The 17853-nt window shown below is 48.5% G+C and carries 21 protein-coding genes; 17 read left to right on the top strand and 4 right to left on the bottom strand.

What is annotated here, in order from left to right:
• Position 1 precedes the first annotated feature (1 nt).
• Positions 2–370: a hypothetical protein gene (locus BKD12_RS02490; RefSeq protein WP_070087748.1), complete on the top strand. Its 369-nt coding sequence runs from the start codon at positions 2–4 to the stop codon at positions 368–370.
• A gap of 6 nt (positions 371–376) precedes the next feature.
• Here BKD12_RS02490 and BKD12_RS02485 read toward each other — a convergent pair whose 3' ends face one another.
• Positions 377–1045: a M15 family metallopeptidase gene (locus BKD12_RS02485; protein ID WP_070087747.1), complete on the bottom strand. Its 669-nt coding sequence runs from the start codon at positions 1043–1045 to the stop codon at positions 377–379.
• Between the two features lie 208 nt (positions 1046–1253).
• Between BKD12_RS02485 and BKD12_RS02480 the strand changes: the two genes are divergently transcribed.
• Positions 1254–2192: an alpha/beta hydrolase gene (locus tag BKD12_RS02480; protein ID WP_242872687.1), complete on the top strand. Its 939-nt coding sequence runs from the start codon at positions 1254–1256 to the stop codon at positions 2190–2192.
• Between the two features lie 6 nt (positions 2193–2198).
• Here BKD12_RS02480 and bilS read toward each other — a convergent pair whose 3' ends face one another.
• Together bilS and BKD12_RS02470 are read right to left on the bottom strand one after the other, a co-directional pair.
• Positions 2199–2717: a flavodoxin family protein BilS gene (bilS, locus tag BKD12_RS02475; protein ID WP_070087745.1), complete on the bottom strand. Its 519-nt coding sequence runs from the start codon at positions 2715–2717 to the stop codon at positions 2199–2201.
• 17 nt (positions 2718–2734) lie between these two features.
• Complete coding sequence (locus BKD12_RS02470; RefSeq protein WP_070087744.1) at positions 2735–3130, bottom strand: hypothetical protein; 396 nt, start codon at positions 3128–3130, stop codon at positions 2735–2737.
• A gap of 318 nt (positions 3131–3448) precedes the next feature.
• Between BKD12_RS02470 and BKD12_RS02465 the strand changes: the two genes are divergently transcribed.
• The 12 genes from BKD12_RS02465 to nagB all read left to right on the top strand — a co-directional run bounded on the left by BKD12_RS02465 (position 3449) and on the right by nagB (position 13590).
• Positions 3449–4735: an L-cysteine desulfidase family protein gene (locus BKD12_RS02465; RefSeq protein WP_070087743.1), complete on the top strand. Its 1287-nt coding sequence runs from the start codon at positions 3449–3451 to the stop codon at positions 4733–4735.
• 10 nt (positions 4736–4745) lie between these two features.
• Positions 4746–5543 (top strand): class B sortase, encoded by a 798-nt coding sequence (gene srtB / locus BKD12_RS02460; protein WP_070087742.1) that lies wholly within the window; start codon positions 4746–4748, stop codon positions 5541–5543.
• A complete protein-coding gene (locus BKD12_RS02455) occupies positions 5543–5737 on the top strand; it encodes a DUF951 domain-containing protein (protein ID WP_070087741.1) in 195 nt (64 codons plus the stop codon). Before srtB ends, BKD12_RS02455 begins: the two co-directional genes overlap by 1 nt.
• A 129-nt stretch (positions 5738–5866) precedes the next feature.
• A complete protein-coding gene (rpsF, locus tag BKD12_RS02450) occupies positions 5867–6154 on the top strand; it encodes a 30S ribosomal protein S6 (RefSeq protein WP_070087740.1) in 288 nt (95 codons plus the stop codon).
• Positions 6155–6174: 20 nt separating this feature from the next.
• The gene (locus tag BKD12_RS02445; RefSeq protein WP_070087739.1) at positions 6175–6630 is read left to right on the top strand and encodes a single-stranded DNA-binding protein; all 456 of its coding nucleotides are present in this window, start codon (positions 6175–6177) and stop codon (positions 6628–6630) included.
• 117 nt (positions 6631–6747) lie between these two features.
• Positions 6748–7014 carry a 30S ribosomal protein S18 gene (gene rpsR / locus BKD12_RS02440; protein WP_070087738.1) on the top strand — a complete coding sequence of 89 codons (267 nt, stop codon included), beginning with the start codon at positions 6748–6750 and terminating at the stop codon, positions 7012–7014.
• A gap of 22 nt (positions 7015–7036) precedes the next feature.
• Positions 7037–7183, top strand: a complete 147-nt coding sequence (locus tag BKD12_RS16815; RefSeq protein WP_176730907.1) for a hypothetical protein — start codon at positions 7037–7039, stop codon at positions 7181–7183.
• Positions 7184–7424: 241 nt separating this feature from the next.
• The gene (locus BKD12_RS02435; RefSeq protein WP_070087737.1) at positions 7425–8819 is read left to right on the top strand and encodes an aminopeptidase; all 1395 of its coding nucleotides are present in this window, start codon (positions 7425–7427) and stop codon (positions 8817–8819) included.
• Positions 8820–8843: 24 nt separating this feature from the next.
• On the top strand, positions 8844–10202 hold the full coding sequence (locus BKD12_RS02430) for a peptide MFS transporter (RefSeq protein ID WP_070087736.1): 1359 nt from the start codon (positions 8844–8846) through the stop codon (positions 10200–10202).
• 22 nt (positions 10203–10224) lie between these two features.
• Complete coding sequence (locus tag BKD12_RS02425; protein ID WP_070087735.1) at positions 10225–12012, top strand: aminopeptidase P family N-terminal domain-containing protein; 1788 nt, start codon at positions 10225–10227, stop codon at positions 12010–12012.
• Positions 12013–12228: 216 nt separating this feature from the next.
• The gene (locus BKD12_RS02420) at positions 12229–12849 is read left to right on the top strand and encodes a carbohydrate-binding family 9-like protein (RefSeq protein WP_070087734.1); all 621 of its coding nucleotides are present in this window, start codon (positions 12229–12231) and stop codon (positions 12847–12849) included.
• 9 nt (positions 12850–12858) lie between these two features.
• Positions 12859–13590: a glucosamine-6-phosphate deaminase gene (gene nagB / locus BKD12_RS02415; protein WP_070087733.1), complete on the top strand. Its 732-nt coding sequence runs from the start codon at positions 12859–12861 to the stop codon at positions 13588–13590.
• 37 nt (positions 13591–13627) lie between these two features.
• Here the strand turns inward: nagB and BKD12_RS02410 are convergent, their stop codons facing one another.
• Positions 13628–14551: a helix-turn-helix domain-containing protein gene (locus BKD12_RS02410; RefSeq protein WP_070087732.1), complete on the bottom strand. Its 924-nt coding sequence runs from the start codon at positions 14549–14551 to the stop codon at positions 13628–13630.
• Between the two features lie 191 nt (positions 14552–14742).
• On the opposite strand from BKD12_RS02410, the gene BKD12_RS02405 reads away from it, so the two are divergent.
• The 3 genes from BKD12_RS02405 to galE are packed head-to-tail and all read left to right on the top strand — an operon-like array spanning position 14743 to position 17842.
• Complete coding sequence (locus BKD12_RS02405) at positions 14743–15666, top strand: nucleotidyltransferase family protein (RefSeq protein WP_070087731.1); 924 nt, start codon at positions 14743–14745, stop codon at positions 15664–15666.
• A gap of 2 nt (positions 15667–15668) precedes the next feature.
• Positions 15669–16790: a phosphotransferase enzyme family protein gene (locus tag BKD12_RS02400; RefSeq protein WP_070087730.1), complete on the top strand. Its 1122-nt coding sequence runs from the start codon at positions 15669–15671 to the stop codon at positions 16788–16790.
• Between the two features lie 29 nt (positions 16791–16819).
• A complete protein-coding gene (gene galE / locus BKD12_RS02395) occupies positions 16820–17842 on the top strand; it encodes a UDP-glucose 4-epimerase GalE (protein WP_070087729.1) in 1023 nt (340 codons plus the stop codon).
• Positions 17843–17853 lie beyond the last annotated feature (11 nt).

The raw sequence follows: 17853 nt of genomic DNA, 5'->3' as shown, positions 1-17853 counted from the left end.
CATGAAGAAAAGTAGTTTTGTAGCAATGATCTTAGGAACAGTTGGCGGAATTTTATTTGCGCTGGGGATGTGTATGGCGCTGATCCCCGAGTGGAACGCATTTAACCAGGGGATTATCATGGGCGTGATGGGGCTCGTGGTGCTGCTGGTCATGGTGCTGGTGTGGAGGAAGATGGAGAAGAAAAGCCCGATCCACCTGTCCGCAAAGACCATCGGCATCACACTTCTTGGGATTGCAGGTGCACTTGTGCTTGGTGTTGGCATGTGCCTGACAATGGTGTGGAGTAATATGATCGTTGGGGTCGTGGTCGGGCTTGTGGGGATCATCCTGCTTTTGTGCCTGATCCCGCTGACAAAGGGATTAAAATAGAAAAATCTATGTAATCATATTTTCTTCCATCGGTGCATAGAGAGAGGGACAGTTTCTCACAAATCCCCAGTATCTGTCACCATAGGACCAGTGCCACCATTCCGAGGGATAATTGACAAAACCCTCCTCTGTAAGGAGCTGTGCCAGGAGACGACGGTTCCCGGCGGCTTCTTCGGAGATGGTGTCACAGGAAAAATAGGTCCGGTATTCCGGAGGGGACGGTTCGTCGTTGTATTCAGTTCCCATATCAACTTCTTTTCCGGCTTTCATGAGAGTCAGATCAATGGCGCCTCCGGTGGCATGACCGGCCACTTCCACGGGGGCGACAAACTGACAGGTCATTCCGTAGAGTTCTTCTTTTTCTAATTCCGGATAATTCTTCTGACATTCTTCATAGTAATCATTAAAACATTTTCTCTGCTGGGCCGGAGAGCGGTAAATTTCTTTGATCAGGAACTGCCAGCCTTCCGGAAGCTTTTCGGCTGCGCGGACAAGCCGAAGAGCTGCGTCTTTTCGCATATAGCAGAAGAAAGGAGAGTCGTTTTCGATATGGCTCCTGGTTTCGTCGATGAGAATGTTTTTGTGGATCCCCCGCATGGAGACCATCTTTTCCGGACGGTTTTCGCAGTCCACCTGACGGATCCTGGGATCATCTAACAGTACCATTTCTGTCATGCAGAACACCTCCAACGTTTATTCTTAAGTAAAGAATGCGCTGAAAAAGGAGTCTTGTCAAGACCTGCGGGTAGATAGTGCCCAGTCGGGGCCAAACCTGCAGGTTTTTACTCCGTAACCAATCCATAGCTTCTGCTGCGGAATATTCTCAATTATAATGGAACCGGAAATGTAAGAAGCAGCAAAACAGATGGAGGTGGCTGGTGCGGTGAAGAGATATAAATTACTGGCAGTTATGCTGGCGGTGACTGCCCTTGCAGCAGGCTGCGGGCAGGAAGAGAGGAGCGGCCGTGAAACACAGACGGAGGAAACCGGCGGAGCAGGCAGCTCGGAACAGGCGGGACAGACAGAAACGGCAGAGGAGGCGGCAGATATGACAGATGGAGAAACTGTGACAAATGCATCACTTCCGGAAGAACTGGCGCAGATTCCCCGGGAATATTTTGAAGAGTCAGATTCTCCGGGAACCCTGGTGGAGCTGACCTATGATACCTATGAATCTATGTCCTATGAAGAACAGGATCAGGTACTGAAAAAGAGGGCGATCGTGTACCTGCCTTACGGCTATTCGGAAGATGAACAGTATAATGTGTTTTATCTGATGCATGGCGGGTGGAGTAATGAAACGACTTATCTGGGAACGCCGGAGAGGCCGAACGAATTTAAAAATGTTCTGGATAACGGGATTGCGGATGGAAAAATCCGTCCCATGATCGTGGTGTGTCCTACCTATAATAATGAGAGTGAATCGGACAGCTCCAGTTATTCGCTGGCGCTCCGGCTGACGGAGAATTATCACAATGAGCTGCTGGGTGATCTGATTCCGGCGGTGGAAGGTACTTACAGCACATATGCCGAGGATACCACGGCTGAGGGGATTCGTGCTTCCAGAGATCACCGGGCGTTTTGTGGATTTTCCATGGGATCGGTGGCTACCTGGCGGACGTTCCAGTACTGTCTGGACGATTTCCGATATTTTCTGCCTTCCAGCGGAAGCCTGACGGCGGATGTGGAGGATGGGACCTTTCGATATGCCAATAGTGAAAAAGAAGGGAATCTATACTTCCTGGAACAGGAGGGTGGAACCCGCAATGGAGATTATGCAATGGAATACTTTTATAACGGACTTTGCTGGATCTGGCAGTAAGAGGCATTAAGCCTCTGCCAGCTCCAGCATTTTATTTACAAACACTTTTGCGTGTTCTTCGTCCAGACTGTCCGGGTGGGTCAGCGCTTCGTCAAAATTGTGGATGAACATATCCATCTGAGCGGCGTTTTCGGCTGTACGCATGGATTCATATTTCTGGCGGACTTTCTGGGGCATTTTCCCCTGGCATAGGAAAGCGCCAAGATATCTGTTGTCGTTTTCAATCCAGGCACTGACATTTTTTTCAATGGTGTGGTAATAGTCCGGCGAATTTCCCATGCCGCAGGTAGCAAACAGGGCAATCTGCTTCTGGGAGAGTCCGCTGAGAAAATCACTGATTTCCATGCTGCAGGTACCGCGGTGAACACAAAAACCAATGAAATAAATTTTTGCTTCAGGAATGTGTTTGTCGGTGTGTATATCAATTAAATCTTTAGATGTTCCGGGCAGATGGGCAAAAATAGTGGCGGCAATCTTTTTGGTGTTGCCGGATTCGCTTTGATAAAGGACAAGATAATCTAACATTATAATGCTTCCTTTCTTTAACTTTTTTTAATAAATGTGGCGTTGCATTTTGGACAGCGGATCTCGATACGTCCCTTCCCGCGGGGGATCCGGATTTTTTGTTTGCAGACCGGACATTTGTAGATGTGATGGGTCTTGCGCTGCTGCATCATGTTTTTCTGTCGGGCGAAGAAGAGACGCAGTTTATAGGTTTTATCCAGATACCATTGGTTTTCTGCGGAACGTTTATAGATGTTCCGGGAAAACATGCGGAAATAGGCATAGATGATTAAGGCCCAGGACAGGGTGACCAGCACCAGACTGTCAGTCCATCCGGCAGTCAGCATGGCTATCAGGCCGACGATGACTAAACATTTTCCGAGGGAGTCCATACCGTATCTCCCGTACATAAAACGCATTATTTTTTCTTTCAAAGAATCTCACACTCCTAAATAATCTTTGAGGGACGTATCCCGGTTGTCTTATACGTCTAATCATAAGGCTTGCAGGGGGAAAGTCAATAAACTGGCGATAAAAAATATATAAAGTTTTTTTCCCGGTGGGGATGTGGTATAATGATCGCACAGGTGCGATCCGGGCCGGCAGGCCGGCCCGCCCTGCTGCGCAGGGATTATACCAACAATCCACGGCTTGGGAAGTAAATGCCGCTTACGCGTCGCTTCCTTCCCTGTGCACGTGGTATAATGATTGCACATGAAAGCATTAGGAATTTTAGGAAAGGCGGGGGAAAGATGGAAGAACTGACCAGACTGATCCGGGAGGATATGAAGCCGGCGCTTGGCGTGACGGAGCCTGGAGCTATTGCATTTGCTGTAGCCAGTGCAAAGAAGCATACATCCGGAGAGGTCAAGCATGTGAAGGTGGCGCTGAATTCCGGAATGTATAAAAATGCCTTTACCTGCGGGATCCCGGGTTCCGCCAGATTTGGGAATCTGTATGCGGCGGCTCTGGGCGCTGTGGCGGCAAATGCGGATAAAGGGCTTCAGTCTCTGGAGGATATCACCAGAGAGGATGACGAGCAGGCGGCCCGGATGGTGGAGCAGGGCATGGTGGAGGCTGTGCTGGATCATATCGGCTCAGAGATCACTATCGACGCCGTGGTGGAGACGGAGCAGGACACTTGTACAGTGCGTATCCGTGGAAGTCATACCAATATTACGGAGATTGAGAAGAACGGCGTACGTATCTGGAGTGCGGAAGAGACGGCGCGGGGGAAAGTCCGGGGAGAAGAGAGAGAGGAAGTTCCAAAGATCCATAAATATACGTTACATGAGATTTTTACATATATTAAGAAGGTTCCGGAAGAGGAAATCAGATTCATACAGGAAGCGTTTTCCATGAATCTTGAGCTTCTGGAGGAAGGTCTGGAATCAGGAAGGGCAGTGATCGCCGGGCAGCTGCTCAGAGAAAATGGCGGAGAGAGGATCTCCGGGGACTGTCTGAAGACAGCCCAGCTGCTCTGTAATGGAGCAATCGAGGCAAGGGTGCTGGGGCTTAGCCGGCCTGCCATGAGTATTACCGGAAGTGGAGCTCATGGGATCATTGCGACGATGCCTCTGTATGCCTGTCAGCAGGTAGAGGAGCTTCCGGAAGAAATGCTTCTTCGGGCGGCTGCGCTTAGCTATCTGATCACGATGTATATCAAAGAGTATTCGGGAAAGCTGTCGGCCTTTTGCGGCTGCGGCATAGCGGCGGGCACGGGAATGGCCTGCGGTCTTGCTTTTATGAAGGGCGGAGATGAGAAGGCGATAGAACGGGTGATCCGTAACATGGCAAGCGGCCTTACCGGCATGATCTGTGACGGAGGCAACCACGGCTGCGCTATGAAGGGGATTGTAGCGGTGGACGCGGCATTCCGGGCGGTGGACCTGGCGCTTCAGGGAGTCAGCATCGAAGAGATCCATGGCATCAATGGGCGGACTCCGGAGGATACCATGCGGTATATGGGACTGATCGCGTCTCCGGGAATGACCGGGACAGAAAAGACGATCGTAGAGATCATGGAGCAGAAGGGTTAGAAAAAGCGGAATGGCAAGAAAAAAATATCACAGGGGAAGAAAAAGAGAAAAAAAGAAAAGCAATCTTATATTAAACATGATTCTGGTGCTGGCTCTGATCGTTTTTGCGGTCTCGGCTTATCAGCTGTTTGGAATCATCAAGGGATATATGGACGGCAGGAACGAATATGAAGAGATTCGTGACCTGGCCATTGAAAGCAGTGGCGGCGATGACGAACCGGAGGGGTTCAGAGTTAATTTTGACGAGCTTCTGGCGGTTAATCCGGATACCATTGGATGGATCAGGTTTTCACCGGAGCCCGCGATCATCAATTATCCGATCGTTCAGGGAGAGGATAATGAGGAATATCTGCACAAGACATTTTCGGCGAATGAGAATACTCTGGGAGCGATTTTCCTGAATGCCGGGAACAGCCCGGATTTTTCGGACCGCAATTCCATCGTTTACGGACACCGCATGAAGGATGGATCCATGTTCCGGCACCTGCAGGACTATGAGGATCAGTCCTTCTGGGAGAGCAATCCTTATTTTTATATCTATACGCCGGATGGAAGGGAGATTACCTATCACATTTATTCAGTGGGGCAGGTAGAGGATACGTCGGATACCTATCTGACTTCTTTTGCGTCGGATGAAGATTATCAGGCGTTCCTTGATATGACAAAGGAAATTTCCTTATATGATACGGGGGTGGAGGTGACGACAGAGGACACCATCGTTACCCTGTCCACCTGTACCAGCGCCAGTGACGAGCACAGATTTGTGGTGCGCGGAGTAAAGGAGAGTGAGGTGAACCTGAACCAGTGATGAAAAAGGAATATGTATATGAAGTGGGGGATGTCGTAACTCTGAAAAAACCACATCCCTGCGGAAGCAAAGAGTGGGAGATCTTAAGAGTGGGGGCAGACTTTCGCCTGAAGTGTCTGGGGTGCGGACATCAGATTATGATCGCACGTCGGATTGTAGAGAAAAACACGAAAGATTTAAAGAAAAAGGCTTGAAACAGGCACTAAAATATGATATCATGTTAAACCGTGATACGTGAAATCTGTCGGGAAAATACCGGCGGATACCCTTGCTCCCTCAAAGCATGAGGGGGCCAAAAGACCAGAAGGAGGTGCAAAGACGACATGAATAAGTACGAATTAGCTGTTGTTGTCAGTGCAAAAATCGAAGATGACGAGAGAGCACAGGTAATCGAGAAGGTAAAAGCTTTAGTAGAGCGTTTCGGTGGCCAGATCTCTGACGTCGATGAATGGGGTAAGAAGAAATTAGCTTACGAAATTCAGAAGATGAAAGAAGCATACTACTATTTCATCCACTTCGAGTCTGATGCTACGACTCCAGGCGAAATCGAGCAGAGAATTCGCATCATGGATAACGTGATCAGATATTTATGCGTTAGACAGGAAGCATAAGCAGGAAGTAGAGGTAAGATATGAATAAAGTAATTTTGATGGGACGCTTAACCAGAGACCCGGAAATCCGGTATTCACAGGGAGATAATCCGACAGCGGTGGCAAGATATACCCTTGCGGTGGACAGAAGATTTCGCCGCAATGGCGACGGAGACCAGAGTGCGGACTTCATCGGATGCGTTGCATTTGGACGCAGTGCTGAGTTCGCAGAGAAATATTTCCGTCAGGGTCTGAAGATCATCGTGACCGGAAGAATCCAGACAGGAAGTTATACCAACAGAGATGGACAGAAGGTCTACACGACGGATGTAGTCGTAGAGGATCAGGAGTTTGCTGAGAGCAAATCTGTCAGTGACGCAAATGCAGGAAGCTTCCATGCGGCGGCCCCTTCACCGGCTCCGGCGCCAGTTTCTGATGCGGGTGACGGCTTCATGAATATTCCAGATGGAATTGATGAGGAATTACCATTTAACTAGGCACCGAACACTTAATGAGCGGGAGCCGTAAGGCACGCGCGGATTTAGTGAAAGGGCCGTTCTGCCGAACTTGGTGAGGCAGAACTTCATCGTATGAAAAGAAAGGAGAGTCGAATCATGGCTTACGATAAAGCAGCTCGTCCGGAAGGCGGATTCAAGAGAAGACCAGGCGGACGCAGAAGAAAAAAAGTTTGTGTATTCTGTGGTAAAGAGAACAACGAGATCGATTACAAGGATGTAGCAAAATTAAGAAAATACATCTCTGAAAGAGGAAAGATCCTTCCGAGAAGAATCACAGGAAACTGTGCAAAACATCAGAGAGCGCTGACTGTTGCTATTAAGAGAGCTCGTCACATTGCTCTGATGCCGTACGTACAGGAGTAATTGATTTAGTTTGTATAAGTAAATGAGCGAAAAGCCTTTAGGTGCTGGAGATCCGGCATTTAAAGGCTTTTTTCTGTATCCGGGGATTTGTGGAAAAATTATCATCCTTCCCTGTTCAAAAATGTCAAGAGATTCTTGGATAAAAAATTTCACAAAAAAAGAGAAATAGCATATCGTTGCACTTATAGACTAAAGTACGAAAAAGTGTAGTAAATATAATGTTTCTGAAAAAAACGGCATTGATCTTATTTAATCAATGAAAAGCTGATATTGTATATATTGCATAAAAAGTGTGAAAAATAAATGTCCGGCATTGACAAATAAGTGAAAAATGGGTATGGTATTAAACGGACTGCGCAGGAAAAAAAGAATAGAATATCCTGAAATTGGTATTCAAAGGAGATGAAACAATGGAACGGGAAAATATGTGGAAACAGTATTCTCCTGAACAGCTTGCAGAATTGGAAGAGGTAAGCAGCCGGTATAAGGAGTGCCTGAATTTGGGCAAAACGGAGCGGGAATGTGTGGCGCTTGCAATTTCCATGGCCGAGGCAAAGGGGTATAAAAACCTGAAGGACTGCATAGCGGGCCGGGAAGAACTTCATCCCGGCGATAAGGTATATGCGGAACGGATGGGGAAGATCCTTGCTTTGTTTATGCTGGGGGACCGGCCGCTGGAAGAAGGCATGAACATTCTTGGGGCGCATATTGACTCCCCTCGTCTGGATGTTAAGCAAAATCCTTTATACGAAGATGCGGATATGGCTTATCTGGACACGCATTATTATGGCGGGATAAAGAATTATCAGTGGACGGCAATCCCGCTGGCACTGCACGGAACAGTGTCTAAAAAGGACGGGACCGTACAGACCATCGTGATCGGGGAAAAAGACGATGAGCCTGTTTTGGTCGTTTCAGACCTTTTGGTCCATCTTGCCGGGGAACAGATGGATAAAAAGGCGAGTGTGGTGATTGAAGGAGAAAACCTGGATGTCCTTGTGGGGGCAAGGCCGATGGCGGAATCTGGAGATCAGAAAGAAAAAGAGCTTGTAAAAGCGGAAATCCTTCGGTATCTGAATGAAAATTATGGGATTGAAGAAGAAGATTTTCTTTCCGCAGAGCTGGAAATTGTCCCGGCGGGGAAAGCAAGGGACTGTGGACTTGACAGAAGCATGATCCTTTCCTATGGGCAGGATGACAGGATCTGTGCGTTTACATCTCTGTTTGCATTGCTGGAGACAGAAAAGACCAGCAGGACAGCGTGCTGTATCCTGGTGGATAAAGAAGAAATCGGAAGTGTGGGCGCAACGGGGATGCAGTCCAGATTTTTTGAGAATACAGTGGCGGAGCTGGTAGCGCTGACAGTCGGGGAGTCAGCGCTGAAAACAAGACGGGCACTGGAAAATTCTTACATGCTTTCTTCTGATGTCAGTGCGGGATTTGATCCATTGTATGCGGATGCATTTGAGAAAAAGAACACGGCTTATCTTGGCAGGGGACTGTGCCTGAATAAGTACAGCGGCAGCCGTGGAAAGAACGGGTCGAATGATGCAAATGCAGAGTATATCGCAAAGCTGAGGAAAGTGTTTGACGATAATCATGTGGGATTCCAGACGGCTGAATGGGGAAAAGTTGACGTAGGCGGGGCAGGAACGATCGCTTACATCATGGCCGGATACGGGATGAACGTGATTGACAGCGGCATGGCACTTTTGTCTATGCACGCGCCCTGGGAAACATCCAGTAAGGCGGATGTTTATGAGGGATACAAAGGATACAAGGCATTCTTGAGAGAAATGGAATAAAGTGGTATTTGAGAGGAATCGTAAATGGGAACAACAGCTAAGAAAAAGTATCCAAAAGGATTTTGGATCTGTGGGTGTACGGAAATTTTCGAACGTTTGTCGTATTATCTTGGGCGTTCACTGATTTTGATTTTTGTAACAGCTTCTGTGGCAGAGGGAGGACTGGGACTCTCCAATTCACAGGGCGCGACGATGCAGTCGCTTTTGACAGCGTTTGCTTACTTGGGGCCATTGATCGGCGGGGTAGTGGCCGACCGGTGGATTGGCGGACGCTACACGACTCCGGTGGGAATGCTGATCGTTGGCATTGGCTATTTCTGTGGGTCGCTGGCAACAAGTCCAACGATGGTATATGTGATGATCTTCTGTGTGAGTGCAGGTCTAGGCCTGTTTAAGAACGGAGCTATGATCGGACGTATCGTGACAGATAAGGATCAGATCGACGGGGCGTTTTCTATCCGTTATTCTCTGGTAAACACCGGAGCATTTATCGGAACATTTGCAGTAGGAATTCTTTACAAAGACGTATTTGCACATGACGGCGTGCTGGGATTTTCGCCATGCTTTAAGCTGGCGGCATTGTCCATGTTCCTGGGAGCGATCTGGTTCACCTGGGGATGGCGCTTCATGGGAGACGTAGGAAAGAAACCGTTCAAGCTTGAAAAGACAGCTGAAGAGCTTGAGATGGAGAAACAGCGGAAGGAAGAGGAAAAGAACATGAAGCACCAGCCGCTGACACTGGTAGAGAAGAAGCGTATGGGTGCGATCTTCCTGGTGTCCGGATTCTCTATCATCTTCTGGATCTTCTGGAACCTGGCATATCTGCCGGTCTACTATTACTGGACCGAGAACATGAACTGGGTGGTGGCAGGCTACGAAGTGCCGACTACATGGTTTGACGCGGCAAACTCCTTCTTCTGTGTAGTATTCGGACCGTTGACCGCAATGCTGTGGGCAAAGCTTTCCGCAACACCGCAGGGAGATATGAGCCTGTTCCGCAAGACGGGTATCGGAATCGGTATCCTGGGTATTGCGTATCTGTTCTTTGCAGCCCTGGATGTTGCCCGGGGCGGTGAAAAAATCAGTGTGTTGTGGTTGATCGTTTTTGCGGCAATTTTTACACTGGGAGAAATGTTCTTTTCGCCGCTTGGCCATGCATTCATCAGTAAATATTCGCCAAGCCGGTACCTTTCAACAATGATGGCGGTTTGGGGAATCGCAACCTTTATCTCTTCTCTGTGCTACGGCCCGCTGTATGGAGCCACATTTGAAGGCGGCTTCAAATTTACAAGCGTGTGTATCGTGATCGCGATCATCGCTGCGGTATCTGCAATCGTGCTGTTTGTACTGGACAAGAGACTGTCAAAGCTGGTAGAAGACTAAGAAATAGAGAAGGTGTTCAAAAATGGAGATAAAAGAACGGATTGTTAAGCTGCGGGAACAGATGAAAGAAAAAGGGATCGATATCTATATCGTCCCGACTGCAGATTTTCATCAGACCGAATATGTAGGAGAATATTTTAAAGCCAGAAAATTCATCACTGGCTTTTCAGGATCTGCCGGGACGGCAGTAATCACAAAAACGGAGGCGCGGCTCTGGGTAGACGGCAGATATTTTATCCAGGCGGCAAAGCAGATCGAGGGCACGACGGTGGAAATGATGAAGATGAACCAGCCGGGAGTGCCGACCATCGACGAGTATCTGGAAGAAACTCTCGGCGAGGGCGAGACGCTTGGATTTGACGGACGTGTCGTGTCTATGGGAGACGGGCTCCGCTATAAGGCGATTGTAGAAAGAAAGAACGGAAAGATTATTTACGATTATGACCTGATCGACGCGATCTGGGAAGACCGTCCGCCGCTTTCCAGGGAACCTGCGTTTATCCTGGAGCAGAAGTACGCAGGCGAGACAACGGCCAGTAAACTGACGCGGATCCGGGAGTATATGAGAAACTGCGGAGCTAATGTGCACGTGGTGACTACTATCGACGATATCTGTTGGACTTTAAATATCCGTGGAAATGACATTGAGTTCTTCCCGCTGGTGCTGTCCTATGCGATTATTACGATGGACAGGATGCATCTGTATATTGACGAGACAAAGCTTAGCGATGAGATGAAGGAAGTCCTGGCGGCTGACGATGTGGTCCTGCATCCATATAATGATATTTATGAGGACATCAAAGCATACGGGGAGGGAGATTGCCTCCTGCTGGATCCGGTAAGAGTGAATTATGCTATGTACAGCAACATCTCCGACAAGGTTCGCAAGGTAGAGGAACGGAATCCGGAGATCCTGTTCAAGGCCGTCAAGAATCCGGTGGAGATCGAAAATATGCGCAAAGCTCAGATCAAGGACAGTGTGGCTCATGTAAGATTTATGAAGTGGTTAAAGGAAAACGTGGGCAAGATGAAGATCACAGAGATGAGCGCATCCGACAAGCTGGATGAGTTCCGTGCTGAGATGGGCGGATTTATCCGTCCAAGCTTCGAGCCGATCTCTTCCTATGGAGAACATGCGGCGCTCTGCCACTACACCTCCTCGCCGGAGACCGATGTAGAGCTGAAGGAAGGAAATATTTTCCTGACAGATACCGGGGCCGGATTTTATGAAGGATCCACTGACATTACCAGGACCTATGCGCTGGGCGAGATACCGGACATCATGAAAGAGCACTTTACCTTGATCCTGATGTGCAACTTAAGCCTGGCAAGCGCAAAATTCATGGAAGGCTGCGTGGGAATGAACCTGGACCTGCTGGCAAGAAAGCCGCTGTGGGACAGAGGGCTTGACTTCAACCATGGAACCGGGCACGGCCTTGGCTACCTTTTGAGCATCCATGAGTCACCGGCGGGATTCCGCTGGAGATACCGTCCGGGCGAGACTGCCGAGCTTATGGAAGGCATGATCATGACGGACGAGCCTGGAATCTACTTCGAAGGCTCTCACGGCGTACGTCTGGAGAACGAGATCCTGGTGCGCAAAGGCGTGAAAAATGAATACGGCCAGTTCATGTATTTCGAGCCCATCACTTATGTCCCGATGGATCTGGATGCGGTGAAGGTAGAAATGCTGTCGGAAGAATATAAAACATTGCTGAACGATTACCATAAAACCGTATACGAAAAAGTTTCGCCATATCTGAACGACGAAGAAAAAGAATGGCTGAAAAAATATACCAGAGAGGTATAGGTTGGGGACGTACACCTTTGCAAAAGGTGTACGTCCCCAATTGCGTTAGCCGGTGTCCCTATCTGCATTTTGCCCTGTCCCCAAGTGGACGATTATGTGATTTTTTTGTACTTTTATGAAAATACATTTGCCCAATCTTGTTTTTGAAATTGCTTTTTGGTACTATGGGACTAGAAATGCTTTTATGCAATTAAATATGAAAGAGAGGAACAGCTTGTGGATGTGGAGATCCTTCAGAACAGCAGTGAGCTTGAGATGACCAGGCCATTTCGGGTGGAAACGCTCCTGTGGGGAACGAAAAAGATCCCGGAGACCTATGGCTACCTTGGCTTTGTGCCGGGGGACGGCTTTTATCTGAAGATGGTATGTGAGGAGGCGGATCCCCTCAGGACATATACCGAAGATCAGGATCCGGTTTACCAGGACAGTGCGATGGAAGCTTTTGTCATGTTTGAATCGGACCGGGAAAGGGAAGGCTTCCCGATTTATATGAATCTTGAGGTAAATGCAAATGGTGCGCTGCTGGCGGCTTATGGGAAGGAGCGAGTCTACCGGTCTTATTTTTCCAAAGATGAGGTTCGGGCATTTTCCTGCAAAGCATGTATAGAAAGCGACAGGTGGAGCATTACGCTCAAGATTCCGCTTTCGGTTTTAGAGCAGATATACGGACCGCTGCATCTGGAGGAGGGAAGCCGGTTCCGGTGTAATTTCTATAAGATATCAGAGACGGCGGCATGTGAGCATTATGCGTCTTATTCGCCGGTGCTGTCGGAGACGCCGGACTTTCATCTCCCGGAATTTTTCGCATCTGCGAAGCTTGTCAGAAGAGAGAGGTAGGAGGTTATTATGAGGATTTACAAAGTAAAAGACTATGGGGAAATGAGCAGAAAGGCCGCAAATATTATTTCGGCCCAGGTAATCTTAAAGCCGGACTGTGTGCTGGGACTGGCTACCGGATCAACACCGGTGGGAACCTACCGCCAGCTGGTAGAATGGTATGAAAAGGGGGATCTGGATTTTTCAGAGGTGCGTACTGTCAACCTGGACGAGTACAAGGGACTGCCCAGAGAAAATGACCAGAGTTACTATTACTTCATGCATGAGAACCTGTTTGATAAGGTGAATATCAAACCGGAGAATACAAATCTTCCGGATGGCACAAAAGAAGACAGTGAAGAAGAGTGCGCACGCTATGAAGCGCTGATCCGTTCCATGGGCGGAGTGGATCTGCAGCTTCTTGGACTGGGACACAATGGACATATCGGGTTCAATGAGCCGGCAGAAGACTTTGCAAAAGAGACGCACTGTGTGGATCTTACAGAACGCACGATCGAAGCCAACAAACGGTTCTTCGCCTCCGCAGATGATGTTCCGCGCCAGGCTTACACCATGGGAATCGGCACCATCATGCGTGCAAAGAAGATCCTTCTGGTAGTCAGCGGAGAGGATAAGGCTGAGACAGTGGCAAAAGCATTCTTCGGACCGGTGACTCCGGAGGTGCCGGCATCCATCCTGCAGCTGCATGAGGATGTAACGATCGTGGCAGATGAAGCTGCGCTTTCCAAAGCGCCCTGCTAGATAGCGCAGATGTCTTCAGGCCCTGCCGGACGTGTCCTTAAGGCTCTCCGTTAAACCGGGCTTCGGCCATGGCTTTGATGGAGGAGGCGTACTCCGAGGGCGTCATGCCGGTTGTCTTTTTGAACTGCCGGGAAAAATAATGAATCGATGTGTAGCCAAGGTGCTCGGAGATCTGGGTGAAATTCATCCGCCCTGTCCGTATCATTTCCTTGGCTGCATTGATCTTCATATGTGAAAAATATTCGATAATGCCAAGGCCGCACCGCTCCTTAAACAGTTTCTGGAGCTGGGAGCGGCCGATTATATTGTCCCTGCAGATCTGTTCGATGGTCACATGGCCGTTTAAATGCACCTCCAGATATTCGATGATCTGGCGAAGCGTTTCCATATCATTTTTCTCTTTGGTACTCTTCAAAGGCTCCGGCGAGGCCGGCTCTGTGGATGAAGAGGGCCGGCTGTACCGGCGGATCAGGTGGATCAGGAGATGCTCCAGGTGAAGACGGATCATCTGCTGTGCCCCGAACTTGTCCGGTTTTTTCAGCGGCATGTTCTGAAGATAAGGATCGTCCAGACGGCAGTCGAAGCACCACCTTGCTTCGGCGATGATCTCTGCAAGCAGATTGTGTTCGGTCTTATCGATCTTAAAATGCCGTTTCTGAAAAAACTGCATGGCCTCATCCTGACAGCCGAAAGAGACGACCATCAGGTTGGGGGCGATTTCTCCGGTAGCCTTTACCGCATGAAATTCATTGGGCGGATGAAACAAAAGATCACCCTTTTTCAGGATCAGGTGCTCAGAACCTGCCGTAACGCCCACTTCTCCTTTATCGACACAGATAAATTCCCAGAAATCATGGGATTCTCCCTCAAAAGAAAAGGTGTTCATATATTCAAAATAATGAATACTGAAAATTTTATCAATGGATATAGAATTTTCCAGATGAATACCGTTGTAACTCACTGTGTTCTCCTTTATGTTTCGAATTGTTTCAAATGACTCTAGTATCATCATACTCTATTATTTGCAGAAAATCAAAGAAAAAGATGGAAAATTGTGCAAATCAAAGATAAAATAGTATAAAGCATATTTTTATGAAGTCAATTACAATAAAGACAAGAAGGAAACAGAACAAAATTAAAGGAGGAAGCGGTATGAATAAACCAGTGTTAGTGATCATGGCGGCAGGTATGGGGAGCCGGTATGGCGGACTTAAGCAGATCGATCCGGTAGACGAGGACGGGCATATTATCATGGATTTTTCCATGTTTGACGCCAGGCGGGCAGGATTTGAGAAGGTAATCTTCATTATTAAAAAAGAAAATGAAGCGGACTTCCGGGAGGCTGTGGGCGACCGTATGTCAAAGTATATGGAAGTTTCATATGCGTTCCAGGAGCTTTCAAATATCCCGGAAGGATACACAGTGCCGGAGGGGCGCATAAAGCCATGGGGAACGGCACATGCGGTCTTAAGCTGCATTGATCAGATCGACGGACCTTTTGCGGTAATCAATGCAGATGATTATTATGGGCAGGAAGCATTTCAGCTGATCTATGACTATCTGTCCAGCCATCAGGATGATGACAAGTATCGCTATACAATGGTAGGTTATCATCTGGGGAACACGGTGACGGATAATGGACATGTGGCCCGCGGGATCTGCGATATGAACGAGAAAGGAGAACTGGTGTCTATCCATGAACGCACCCGGATTGAAAAACGGGACGGAGGGATCGCATTTACTGAGGATGACGGAAAGACCTGGACATTTGTACCGGCAGACACCACTGTTTCCATGAATATGTGGGGATTTTCAAAGAGCATCCTGGAAGAGATCCGGGACGGATTTCCGGCGTTCTTAGACCAGGGACTGAAGGAGAACCCGATGAAATGCGAGTATTTCCTGCCGGCAGTTGTAAGCGGTCTGGTAGAAAAGGACCAGGCATCGGTAGCGGTCTTAAAGTCGGCAGACAAGTGGTATGGAGTAACTTATAAAGAGGATAAGCCTGTTGTTGTTGCGGCACTTCGCAGGATGAAAGAAGAGGGGCTTTATCCGATGCATTTATGGGAGGAATAAAAATGGAGCCAGTAACAAATGAACAGAAGCTGGAAGCGATCGGGCATTTTCCCTTTGAAGGAAAGCTGATGAGTGCAGAGGCTTATGGAAGCGGACATATCAATGACACCTTTCTTCTGGTCTACCAGATCGGAGTGATGGGACAGATCCGGGTGATCCTGCAGAGAATGAACAAGGATGTATTTACAGACCCGGTATCACTGATGGAAAATATCACCGGCGTAACCTCTTATCTGCGGGAGCGGATTGAGGAAAACGGAGGGGATCCGGACCGGGAGACGCTGAACGTGATCCCTGCGGCGGACGGAAAGCCCTACTACAAGGATTCCAAAGGAGATTACTGGAGAGCATACAAATTTATCACGGATGCTACCAGCTATGACCAGGTGGAGAATCCGGAGGATTTCTATCAGAGTGCGGTGGCCTTCGGAAACTTTCAGCGATTGCTGGCGGATTATCCAGCCGGTACGCTGCATGAGACGATCAAAGGCTTTCATGACACCAGAGCGCGGTTCGAGGTGTTTAAGAAAGCTGTGGAAGAGGACGTGATGGGAAGAGCAGCTTCCGTGCAAAAGGAAATCCAGTTTGTGCTGGACCACAAAGATGTGGCGGATTATCTGTGCGAGCTGCTGGAAAAAGGTGAAATCCCGCTGCGTGTTACCCACAATGATACCAAGCTTAACAATATCATGATCGACCATAAGACCGGAAAGGGAATCTGCGTCATTGACCTGGATACCGTTATGCCGGGGCTTGCGGTCCACGACTTTGGAGATTCCATCCGGTTTGGAGCCAGCACGGCTGCTGAAGACGAGAAGGATCTTTCTAAGGTGTCCTGCAGCATGGAGCTGTTTGAACTGTATGCAAAAGGATACATTGAAGGCTGCGGCGGAAAGCTGACGGATAAGGAGATCGAACTTCTGCCGATGGGAGCTAAGACCATGACCTTTGAGTGCGGAATGAGGTTCCTGACAGATTACCTTCAGGGTGATACTTATTTTAAGGTCCACAGGGAGGGACATAACCTGGACCGCTGCCGGACTCAGTTCAAGCTGGTTGAAGATATGGAGCAGAAGTGGTATACTATGAACGAAATTGTTAAGAAGCTGAGCAGTCAAGCGTAAAGAAAAGTTATAAACTAGGAGGTATCGAGATGGCAAAAATACTGATCACAGGCGGTGCCGGATATATCGGAAGCCACACTGCACTGGAGCTTTTGAATGAAGGATACGAAGTAGTCGTATATGATAATCTTTGCAATTCTTCACAGGAATCTCTTCGGAGAGTCGAAGAGCTGACAGGAAAGACTGTCAAATTTTATGAGGGCGATGTGCTGGACGGTGCGGCTCTGGAGGCAATGTTCCGTGCGGAAAATGTGGATGCGGTAATCCACTGTGCGGCGCTTAAGGCAGTCGGGGAGTCGGTGCAGAAGCCGCTCGAATACTATCAGAATAATATTACCGGAACACTGACGCTGATGGATGTGATGAACCGTGTGGGTGTCAAGAATATCGTGTTCAGTTCTTCCGCTACCGTTTACGGAAGCCCGGAGGAGATGCCGATCACAGAAAGCTGCCCGAAGGGACAGTGCACCAATCCTTACGGATGGACCAAATCTATGATGGAGCAGATCATGTCCGATGTTCAGAAGGCAAATCCGGACTGGAACGTGATCCTTCTGCGGTACTTCAATCCGGTAGGGGCACACAAGAGCGGACGTATCGGAGAGGATCCAAAGGGAATTCCCAACAACCTGATGCCGTATATTTCTCAGGTGGCAGTCGGAAAGCTCGAGAAGCTGGGCGTTTTCGGAAATGACTACAATACGCCGGACGGTACCGGTGTACGGGATTACATCCATGTGGTAGACCTGGCGATCGGCCATGTAAAGGCGATCAATTATATCTTCACAAACCCGGGACTGGATGTGATCAACTTAGGTACAGGCGTAGGATACTCGGTACTGGATATGGTAAAAGCATTTTCGAAGGCGTGCGGAAAGGAAATCCCATACGAGATCAAGCCAAGGCGTGCAGGAGATATTGACATGTGCTATGCAGATCCGTCCAAGGCGCTGAAGGTGCTGGGATGGAAGGCTGAAAGGGGACTCGACGAGATGTGCGAGGATACCTGGAGATGGCAGTCACAGAATCCAAACGGCTACAGAGAAGCGTAAAAGAGGCAAAA

It is taken from the genome of Merdimonas faecis, assembly GCF_001754075.1.
Lineage (GTDB): Bacteria > Bacillota > Clostridia > Lachnospirales > Lachnospiraceae > Merdimonas > Merdimonas faecis.
This window is presented reverse-complemented; position numbering and strand designations above follow the sequence as displayed.

What these genes read in the sequence shown, in the direction of transcription:
- BKD12_RS02465 (WP_070087743.1), top strand. Translation starts at nt 3,449, where the DNA reads ATGGAAGAACTGACCAGACTGATCCGGGAGGATATGAAGCCGGCGCTT.
- BKD12_RS02445 (WP_070087739.1), top strand. Translation starts at nt 6,175, where the DNA reads ATGAATAAAGTAATTTTGATGGGACGCTTAACCAGAGACCCGGAAATC.
- BKD12_RS02455 (WP_070087741.1), top strand. Translation starts at nt 5,543, where the DNA reads ATGAAAAAGGAATATGTATATGAAGTGGGGGATGTCGTAACTCTGAAA.
- nagB (WP_070087733.1), top strand. Translation starts at nt 12,859, where the DNA reads ATGAGGATTTACAAAGTAAAAGACTATGGGGAAATGAGCAGAAAGGCC.
- BKD12_RS02400 (WP_070087730.1), top strand. Translation starts at nt 15,669, where the DNA reads ATGGAGCCAGTAACAAATGAACAGAAGCTGGAAGCGATCGGGCATTTT.
- BKD12_RS02435 (WP_070087737.1), top strand. Translation starts at nt 7,425, where the DNA reads ATGGAACGGGAAAATATGTGGAAACAGTATTCTCCTGAACAGCTTGCA.
- galE (WP_070087729.1), top strand. Translation starts at nt 16,820, where the DNA reads ATGGCAAAAATACTGATCACAGGCGGTGCCGGATATATCGGAAGCCAC.
- BKD12_RS02405 (WP_070087731.1), top strand. Translation starts at nt 14,743, where the DNA reads ATGAATAAACCAGTGTTAGTGATCATGGCGGCAGGTATGGGGAGCCGG.
- srtB (WP_070087742.1), top strand. Translation starts at nt 4,746, where the DNA reads ATGGCAAGAAAAAAATATCACAGGGGAAGAAAAAGAGAAAAAAAGAAA.
- bilS (WP_070087745.1), bottom strand. Translation starts at nt 2,717, where the DNA reads ATGTTAGATTATCTTGTCCTTTATCAAAGCGAATCCGGCAACACCAAA.
- BKD12_RS02425 (WP_070087735.1), top strand. Translation starts at nt 10,225, where the DNA reads ATGGAGATAAAAGAACGGATTGTTAAGCTGCGGGAACAGATGAAAGAA.
- rpsF (WP_070087740.1), top strand. Translation starts at nt 5,867, where the DNA reads ATGAATAAGTACGAATTAGCTGTTGTTGTCAGTGCAAAAATCGAAGAT.
- BKD12_RS02485 (WP_070087747.1), bottom strand. Translation starts at nt 1,045, where the DNA reads ATGACAGAAATGGTACTGTTAGATGATCCCAGGATCCGTCAGGTGGAC.
- BKD12_RS02430 (WP_070087736.1), top strand. Translation starts at nt 8,844, where the DNA reads ATGGGAACAACAGCTAAGAAAAAGTATCCAAAAGGATTTTGGATCTGT.
- BKD12_RS16815 (WP_176730907.1), top strand. Translation starts at nt 7,037, where the DNA reads ATGAGCGAAAAGCCTTTAGGTGCTGGAGATCCGGCATTTAAAGGCTTT.
- BKD12_RS02490 (WP_070087748.1), top strand. Translation starts at nt 2, where the DNA reads ATGAAGAAAAGTAGTTTTGTAGCAATGATCTTAGGAACAGTTGGCGGA.
- rpsR (WP_070087738.1), top strand. Translation starts at nt 6,748, where the DNA reads ATGGCTTACGATAAAGCAGCTCGTCCGGAAGGCGGATTCAAGAGAAGA.